At 60.9% G+C, this 8,909-nt stretch carries 7 protein-coding genes; 4 read left to right on the top strand and 3 right to left on the bottom strand.

What is annotated here, in order from left to right; translation table 11 throughout:
- Positions 1–433 precede the first annotated feature (433 nt).
- Positions 434–1,495, top strand: a complete 1,062-nt coding sequence (locus tag OSA81_12890; GenBank protein ID MDE0899903.1) for a hypothetical protein — start codon at positions 434–436, stop codon at positions 1,493–1,495.
- Between the two features lie 147 nt (positions 1,496–1,642).
- Positions 1,643–1,933 carry a hypothetical protein gene (locus tag OSA81_12895; GenBank protein MDE0899904.1) on the top strand — a complete coding sequence of 97 codons (291 nt, stop codon included), beginning with the start codon at positions 1,643–1,645 and terminating at the stop codon, positions 1,931–1,933.
- 161 nt (positions 1,934–2,094) lie between these two features.
- Here the strand turns inward: OSA81_12895 and fdhF are convergent, their stop codons facing one another.
- The 3 genes from fdhF to OSA81_12910 form a co-directional block, all read right to left on the bottom strand.
- Positions 2,095–4,824 (bottom strand): formate dehydrogenase subunit alpha, encoded by a 2,730-nt coding sequence (gene fdhF / locus OSA81_12900; protein ID MDE0899905.1) that lies wholly within the window; start codon positions 4,822–4,824, stop codon positions 2,095–2,097.
- The gene (locus OSA81_12905; protein MDE0899906.1) at positions 4,821–6,497 is read right to left on the bottom strand and encodes an NAD(P)H-dependent oxidoreductase subunit E; all 1,677 of its coding nucleotides are present in this window, start codon (positions 6,495–6,497) and stop codon (positions 4,821–4,823) included. The genes fdhF and OSA81_12905 overlap by 4 nt, the downstream gene beginning before the upstream one ends.
- A gap of 128 nt (positions 6,498–6,625) precedes the next feature.
- Entirely contained in the window at positions 6,626–7,927 is a 1,302-nt protein-coding gene (locus OSA81_12910; GenBank protein MDE0899907.1) for a DUF4105 domain-containing protein, read from the bottom strand.
- Positions 7,928–8,071: 144 nt separating this feature from the next.
- Between OSA81_12910 and OSA81_12915 the strand changes: the two genes are divergently transcribed.
- Together OSA81_12915 and OSA81_12920 are read left to right on the top strand one after the other, a co-directional pair.
- Positions 8,072–8,530, top strand: a complete 459-nt coding sequence (locus OSA81_12915; protein ID MDE0899908.1) for a hypothetical protein — start codon at positions 8,072–8,074, stop codon at positions 8,528–8,530.
- A 150-nt stretch (positions 8,531–8,680) separates the two neighbouring features.
- The gene (locus OSA81_12920) at positions 8,681–8,890 is read left to right on the top strand and encodes a hypothetical protein (GenBank protein ID MDE0899909.1); all 210 of its coding nucleotides are present in this window, start codon (positions 8,681–8,683) and stop codon (positions 8,888–8,890) included.
- Positions 8,891–8,909 lie beyond the last annotated feature (19 nt).

Raw genomic sequence — 8,909 nt, forward strand, 5'->3', positions numbered from 1 at the left:
CCGTCTACGGGGCGGTACTGTGAGAAGTCCGTCAGAACTGCGGCTTCGGCCCACGCCGCCTCGTCGAGCACCCCGTCGATGACCACGTCTTGGTCCATGCGGGGGACCATGACGTCCAGCTCTCCTCGACGGCCGCTGTATTCGGTTGTCGACGCAGGGACGACTACCTGAGGGGCGGGCCCGGCGGAGGGGACGAGTTGGAGCAGGGCAATTAGAGGGACAAGCATGAACGACGTCTTTCGGGCTCGGTCAGGGCGAGAATCGAAAAACCAATATCGCATAATTCAATCAGAACGTCGGTTCGTGGGACGTCAGCCAAGTCATGGACATGGGCTCCATGTTCTGCGCTGTGGTACGTAGCCGAGATGCCACTGGGGCTTGCGAGTGACTGGCCCAACCGCAGACTTTGGCTGTCCAGCTCCATTGACCCGTCATGCCTATGCGCCGCAGAGATTTCCTGTCTGCCCGATTCCCGCGCCAGTCGGTCACCGGGCCAAGTGTGTCATGGCGTCTGGCGTCGAGCTTCCCACCGAGCGCGGACCTGTTACACGGCGCGGCTTTACGCATCGGAGCGCGCGTCGAGGCGATGACCGACGGAAATTTCACGATCCGGACCTATGCGGCGGGCGAGCTGCTTCCATCGCTTCAGGTCATGGATGGGGTCATGCAGGGCACCGTTCAGTGTGGCCTGTCTCCGGGATACTTCTACATAGGGAAGCACCCTGCGCTGGCGTTCGACACGGCCATCCCCTTTGGACTCAACACGCGGCAGCAGGTTTCATGGCTGCACCATGGGGGAGGGCTCGATCTCGTCAATTCGGTTTACGCCGACTTTGGTGTCCGAAGCATTATCGCAATCGCGAGTCCCGCCCAGATGGGAGGATGGTTTCGGGAGCCGATCGGAGATCTCGCCGACCTAGCCGGACTCAGGATGCGGATCCCTGGCTTCGGGGGGGAGATCATGTCTCGCCTAGGGGTGACCGTTCAGGTGCTGGCAGGTGCGGAGATCTACCCGGCGCTGGAGAGAGGTGCGATCGACGCGACAGAGTGGGTCGGTCCGTATGACGATGAAAAGCTGGGACTCCATCAGATCGCCAAGCACTACTACTACCCGGGGTGGTGGGAGCCAGGCATGACGATGGGCCTGCTCGTGAATCAGAAAGCGTTCGACGAATTGCCGCCGACGTATCAGAACGTGCTCGAGACAGCGTGTGCCGACACCGCTGCCGATCGCCTGGCGATCTACGACGTCGAGGAACCGAAGGCGATGAAGCGCCTGGTCGAGGACCATGGCGTTCAGCTGCATGAGTACGCGCCAGATATTCTCGACGCGGCGTGGAAGGAGTCGAACGCGTATCTGGAGGAGCAGGCAGCCGAAGACGAGACCTTTCGGCGAGTCCACGCCTCATGGAAATCGTTTCGCGCTTCTGCCTTCCCATATGCAGCGGGGAACGAATTGTCCTATCAGCGAAACGCATTTCCCCGCGCGCGCTAGGAAGCAGCCTGCGCGGGCTTGTGTCCTAGTCCGAATCGCCCAGATAAAGAGCTTCTAGGGGCGGTATCCGGCCGCCGTGTTATCTGCATCGGCATCGCGTTAACCCGCTTGAACAGAAAAACAGGACCGCCTCTGACGGTCGTCACAATGTGCTTGATCCTGGGCACACTCACAGCGATTCTGCGAGGCCGTTTCCTTCTGGTCCATCTGGAGAACCCCACGGACGGGGAGATCCTAGAGATGTTCGTGAATGATTTCGACTCCGAGGAATTCGTGATTTCCTGCGTCGCCGACGATGTTGCGAACGAGTTCGCCGATGCCGAGTGCCTCGTCTGGCACGACGGTGTCGGCCCCGGAAACGCCCTTGGGGAAGCGCATTTTCCACCCAGTGTCTGGGCAGAGGCCGAGGCGCGCTGGGCGAGTTGGGACGACAGATGACGGGGGTTGTACACACGCGAACGCAGATCGGGTGTGTACTTCAGTGTCGAGGTGAACACCAAGGAAATACGAGCTAGCATGACGGTAGGAAGCTTCACGGAGAGTTTCTCTCCTGTCGTATTCCCGTTGTCGGTGCTCGCACTTCGCCCTGTCGGCCCTTATCAGTCTGCGGCTACGTCTCCCCGTGTCTGGCACGGCGTGATCTTCACCGGACACACCTTCAATTCGGCGGTATCCGTGACGGGGTCGTAGCCGGACCCTGTCAGGATGTTCACCGGGACATCGTTGAAGGAGAACGAGCTGAACACGGTGCCGCGCGGCGACCGCGTAGTCGCTTCGACTTTTACAGTGACCATACCTCGTCGACTCGACATCTCGACCCAGCCGCCGTCCTTCGTTCCCCACGCAGCGACATCGTCTGGATGGATCTCTAGGGTTTCTTCAGACAGGAGATAGTCGATCCCCGCAGATCTTCCGGTTTGCGTGCGTGAGTGATAGGCCTCGAGTCGGCGTCCCGTAGTGAGCCACACGGGGTATTCATCGTCGATCGTCTCGGCTGGGTCACGATATCTGATCAGCTTGAAGATCCCTCGACCGTTCACGAATCCGTCTTCGTGCAGTCGCGGTGTGCCGGGATGACCTTCTTCGGGCACAGGCCACTGGTACTCGCCAAATGCGATACGATCCCAGTTCAGTCCTGCGTAGATCGGTGACAGTGAACACAACTCGTTGAAGACGTCGCTGGCGTCCTCGTAGTCAAAGCCCTTAAAGCCCATTCGTTTCGCGATCTGGGACACGATCCACCAATCCGGCTTTGCTTCACCGGGAGGGGGAACGGCTCGTCGCAGGCGTTGCACGCGACGCTCCGTGTTGACCTGTGTGCCATCTGTTTCCCCGAATCCACTAGCGGGAAGGACCACGTCAGCGAACTCGGCGGTCTCGGTCATAAAGAGGTCGCACACTACGAGGAAGTCCAGCGACTCAAGTGCGTGCTCACAATGTGCCCGATCCGGGTCGGTCACGACCGTGTTCTCGCCATCGATGATCATGGCGCGGATCTGCTCCCCGGCCTGCTCGAGCGCACGCACCTTGGTGATACCCGTTTGGAGGTCGACTTCACGTCCCCACGCGGCGGCGAATTTCGCTTGCATCGCGGGGTCGGTGACCGACTGGAAGCCAGGGTAGCTGTTCGGGATCGCTCCGACATCGCCGGCACCCTGGATGTTGTTCTGCCCACGCATGGGGTTAATGCCGGTGCCTTCCCGGCCGATGTTGCCAGTCATCAGCGCGATGTTGCACAGGCTCTGGACGTTATCGACACCGCAGATGTGCTCGGTGATACCGAGGGTATAGTAGATCGCACCTCGATCGGCCTGCCCGTAGAGCATCGCGGCCTCTTCGATCATCGCAGGGTCGAGGCCCGTGATCGTCGACGCCCACTCCGGTGTAAACTCCTTCACGTGCTCCAGAAACGCTTCGGCCTCTGCCGTTCGCTCCGTGATGAACCCCTCGTCGACGAGCCCCTCGCGCTGGATGACGTGGGCCATGCCCAGGAGAAGCGCGGCGTCGGACCCCACACGCAGCGGTAGGTGGATATCCGCCATGTCGGTTAGTCCGATCGCACGCGGATCGGCCACAATCATCTTGGCGCCGTTCGCGATCGCCTTCTTCAGACGAGTCGCTGCGACGGGATGGCACTCTGTCATGTTCGTCCCGATGCAGAAAATCACATCGGGCTTTTCCATGTCCTTGAGCGGATTCGACATGGCACCGCGACCAATGGTTGCCGCCAGACCGGCGACTGTAGGAGCGTGTCAGGCACGACTGCAATTGTCGATGTACGAAGTCCCTAACCCCGCTCGCACCAATTTCTGCATGGTGTAGCCGGCTTCGCTCGGTGCTCTGCCGGAGGCGACGGCATACACGCTGTGCCTCCCGTGTTCGTTCACCGCCTCGAGCAGGCCCGCCGCAGCCTTGTCCAGCGCTTCGTCCCACGTCGCAGGAACGAGCTTGCCTTCGTCATCTCGCACGAACGGAGTCTTCAACCGGTCGGGATGATGCACGAAGTCGAAGGCGAACTGACCCTTAACGCAGAGAGCGCCTTCGTTCGCCGGACCATCCATCGCCGGCTGAATTCCAACGATCTGGTCGCCCTTTGTCATGATGTCGACGGCGCAGCCAACCCCGCAGTACGGGCAGATGGAGCGCGTTTTTTCGACCGGCTTCTCGATATCCTTGGCGCGTAGCGCCTTCAGGTCCGCGAGAGCTCCCGTCGGGCAGGTTTGAATGCACTGTCCGCAGAAGGTGCACGAGGAATCCTTGAGAAGTCCCCCGAACTCCGTTGTGATCTGTGTATCGAAGCCACGATTCATGATCGAGATCGCATAGTCGCCTTCCTGCTCGGCGCACACGCGTACGCACCGATAGCACGAGATGCAGTTCTCGTAGTCGCGTAGGATGAACGGGTTCGGATCGTCGGGGCGAGACGTTCCGGACTTGTGGCCCTCGAAGCGACCGGAGCGGGCGTCGTACTGATCGACGAGCGTTGCCATTTCCTGGGATGCGTACCCCGACAGTTCGTCGACGTCGACTTCACGATTCTCCGAGGTCACGAGCTCGAGCAGCACGCGCCTGTGCATTTCGAGCGAGCTGCTCTTCGTCGTGACGCGCATGCCCGGTTCCGCTTTCGTGGTGCAGGAGGCGACCGGATTTCGGGCACCTTCGAGCTCCACCACGCAGAGCCGGCACGCTCCGAAGGCCTCGAGGCGCTCGTCATAGCAAAGTGTCGGGATCTCCTTCCGATGCCGCTCGGCCACCTGATAGATCGTCTCGTCACGGGAAAAGGAGACCTTTTCACCGTCGAGATGGATCGTGCGTCCGTCATCATTCATCGTACGTCGTTCTCCTGACTGACATGTGCCTTGACCTCTGCGGGAAAATACCGCAGCAGGCTTTCCGTAATCAGCGGCGCGGCCTGTCCGAGCCCGCACGCCGATGTCTCTTTCATCGTTTTGTTGAGGTCATTCACCTCGTCGAGCCACGCGGTCAGGTCATCGGGCCCCACGTCTCCTGCGAGTCGTTCGGTGAGTCGCTGGGTTCCGATACGGCACGGAAAGCACTTCCCGCACGACTCCTCAGCGAAGAACTCCATGGCCATATGCGCGATCGCAATCATGTCCCGGGTGTCGTCGAAGACCATGATCCCGCCTGCGCCGAGGAATGATCCGCGCGCCCGAATGGATGGTTCGTCCAGCGTGACATCTAGGTCATCACCGGCGAGGAATCCACCGGACAGGCCAGCCATCGTGACCGCCTGAATCGAGCGCCCGCTCGCGCAGCCGCCGGCCCACTCATTGAGCAATGTCGAAAGGGGCATGCCGAGTGGCACTTCGTAGTTGCCGGGGCGTGCGATGTCTCCTGAAAGGGAGATCACCTTTGTGCCCGCCTGGTCACCTAGTCCGAGCCCCCGGTACCAGTCGGCGCCATGCAGGACGATCGGCGGAATTGACGCGAGCGTTTCGACGTTGTTTACCGCAGTCGGCGTGCCCTCGTACCCGTGGGTGACGGGGTAGGGCGGGCGATTGCGTGGGAACGGGTGTTTTCCTTCGAGCGAGTTGAGCAGCGACGTTTCCTCACCGCAGATGTAGGCCCCGGCACCACGCCGAACGTAGATGTGGATACTCTGGCCTGAGCCGAAGACGTCATTTCCCAGAACCCCCGCTTGCTCAGCCTGGGCGATTGCACCTTCGAGGAGTGCCTCGGTTTCCGGGTATTCGTATCGGAGATAGAGAAACGCACGCGGCGCTCCTGTCGCGTAGCAGGCGAGTGCCATTCCTTCGAGCACCGCGTGCGGGTCGTGGTCCATGAGGGCGCGATCTTTGAAGCATCCAGGCTCGCCCTCGTCCGCGTTACAGACCACGGTCTTGGGTCCACCGTCAGCCTCGGCGACTGCTCGCCACTTGCGACCAGTCGGGAAGCCTGCGCCACCCCGGCCTGCCAGGCCGCTCTCATCGATCATCGTGAGCAGCGCTTCGGGGGACATTTTTGTGACAGCCTTCTCCAGGGCGTCGTATCCACCCGAGCTACGGTAGCCGGCAAGCGTCTTTCGATCAGCCTCACGGATGTGGGCGAAGACGCACTCGTCGATCCCTTCAGGTGGAGCCGGAGGCATCGGCGTCGCACGGATGTCCATCGCATCGGCAGACAGGCCTACCAGCGTTGTGTTGCCTCGAAGAACTGGGATCGGTTCGTCGCATCGTCCGCTGCACGCCATCCCAGTGGCACCCTCGATTGAATCGAGGAGATCGTGAGCGCCGTGAAGGCAGCAGATGGGGCCGGTACATACACGAGAGCCTTCGAGCCCGCCGGGTTCGCGAGAAAAGTGATGGTAGAATGTGATCGTGCCAAACAGGTCTGCGATCGGAATCCGCAGGCCTTTGGCCACGGCGCGCAGCGCTTCCTCGCTGAGGTGTCCGTCGCGCTCATGGAGTCGGTGCAAGAGCGGAAGAAGTGGGGCGGGCTCCGACTTGGCTTGTGCGATCAGCTCGTCGGTGGTCGGCGTCATTCAAGCCTGTGCAATTTAGGGAGATAGGGGGTATGAGTCAGAATTGCAGGCTTGCCGTCTCTGCACAACAACCTTGACTCGTTTCGGACACCGGCGCGGCCCCGAACGAGTCGGATCATGTCAGCACGCTAACCTTTTCTTGACCCGGCTTGGCCGGTGGATGTGAGGAGACCCCAGGCCATCCCTAGGTGTGCGGGCAGTGCCAAGGCAAAGAACATCGCGTTCTGATGTTGAGACGTGGGGATGATCTGCCAAACCAGACCCAAGCCTCCGACTGCGGCTATGGTGAGGGCCAGCCATGAGCTGACCGGCCTCCACCGAGGGCGCATCGACGAGAGCACCAACGTTGCCGCGAGCCCCAATAACAGTGGGTTGAACAGGAACAGATTTTCGTTCCGGTAGGCGAAGGTGTGATCAGTGAACAGGAGGAGGACGAGAATCGAGCCCAGAATGCCCCCGGATATGGTCCATACCAGTGCCAGCAGGGTTAGTGCCCGTCGCGCAGGCGTCGATGCCTGCACACTCGGTAGTGCCAGTGCGGCGAACGAGAGCCCTAGTCCAAGTCCCCCGAGGAGAAAGAACAGGAACCAGCGCAAACCGTCCGGAGGCTCTGAGGTTCGAAGTTCGCCCCCGCCCACCTGCTCGGAGATAACGAGAGGTCGGGTGCCGCCGTTCGGGCCAGTGACTCGGACGTTTCGGAGCTGATCCCGTAGCGTCAGCGGGAGGAACATCTCCTCCCAGACCGAGATCGGCGCGTCGGTGTGCTCCCCAAGCAGCAGGTCTACGCCTGTCGAGATCAGCGGATCGGCCTGTGTGAATTCCCTGGTGTGATCTCGATAGGTCGCGTGGCTGCCGAGTGCCCGAAACTGATCCTCGAGTGCTCCGTTGAGAACTAGATCCAGGATGTTCCGGATGCGAGTCGAGCAGTTGTCGAGGTAGTACTGATAGATGTACTCACGATTGTCGGGCAACGCGTTGATGGCAGCGAGCGTCTGCAGTTCCTGCTTCTGGGCTGGCGTGAGGTTCAGCTCCTGAAGGACGACCCGTCGATCCGCGTTGGTGTACATGTCGACCATCGCGTCGGTCTGAAACGCAGCCATGCGGTAGAGCATCCGGCCTTGAAGAAAGCGCGAGACGAAGCTGACCTGCTTGAAGTCGAAGATGCCCCAGTTATAGGAGATATCTCTGCCTGTTCGGGTATTCAGGACGCGCAGGGCGTTGTGCCCGTACCGCTCCCATATCTCGTGTCCTGGCCCGGCGGTGACCAACCAGACGCGGAGGTCCTCACCAGGCAGGTAACTGGACTCTTCCGTGCGCTCGCCAGAGGCATCATCTAACTCTTGAGCAGCACTGGCCGCTGGCGTGCTCGCGAATAGTACGAGGACGAACAGGATATGGGTGCGCAGGATATGGGTGATGCGAGACGTCATGAACTCTCCCGATGGCTCAATCTGGCAGAATCAGTACGGCTGATTCAAGCGACGCGTTCCCAGCGTCGAAATATGTATGGTGGCATCCAGTTTCTCTGAATAGCTTTTTGGCGTTGGCTTTCCGTTTGTCCGCAGGGGACTGAAATGAAAAAGATGCTGCTCGCAGCTACGATGGCCGCGGCTGTTTTCGCACCGTCGTCCGCCGAGGCCCAGGTCAGTGGTTTTGGCGTCGGCCTCGTGGCTGGCGAGCCGACGGGTCTTACGGCTCGGGGCCAGTACGGGAGCAATTCGTATCAGTCGCATGTGGCGTGGTCTTTCAAAGGCGAGGGCAATCTGAGCATTTCGCTCGACTACCTGCGGTCGTTCGAGAACGCCGAGAATATTCCGCTGTATGTGGGCCTTGGGCTCGGAACCAGCTTCGCGAGTGAGGCAGTCACGAGTGAATTCGGACTGAATGCCCGCGTTCCGGTTGGGGTAAGCATCACGTTGAACTCTGCGCCCGTCGAGATCTTCGGAGAATTCGCGCCGGGTCTGGCGATCCTGCCGGAGATCGGTTTCTACTGGGGACTCGCGGCCGGCGGTCGCTACTACCCCCCAAGCTGATGAGGGCCGGCCCTATCCAAGCTCAACGCAACCCGGCCGTCTTTTTTTCGATTTCTCTGAGTGGACTCAGCGGCTTGGGCTACGTAGACCGAAAGCCGTTCGCAGGCGACCAGCTGGCGGAGATCCTTAACCGCGCGATCGCAGCTAACGGTGGCTGAACCGCGCAGGGGCTTTCGCCCACTTCTCGTTCTGACCGCGTGGCTGGTCGGTCTATTCATCGCCGTGATGACGGGGATGCTGTCCGCCTATCTCGTTCTTAGCGTGCTCTATACCGGATCGCAGGTCGTGAGCAAACTGCGGCGGCGCGACCGGCGAGCGGTCAGGCAGGTGGATTCGGGCCCGACGATCGGGCGCCACTAGCTGCCAGCAGCCTCCGCCG

The sequence above is a fragment of the Longimicrobiales bacterium genome, assembly GCA_028823235.1.
Lineage (GTDB): Bacteria > Gemmatimonadota > Gemmatimonadetes > Longimicrobiales > Gaopeijiaceae > UBA2589.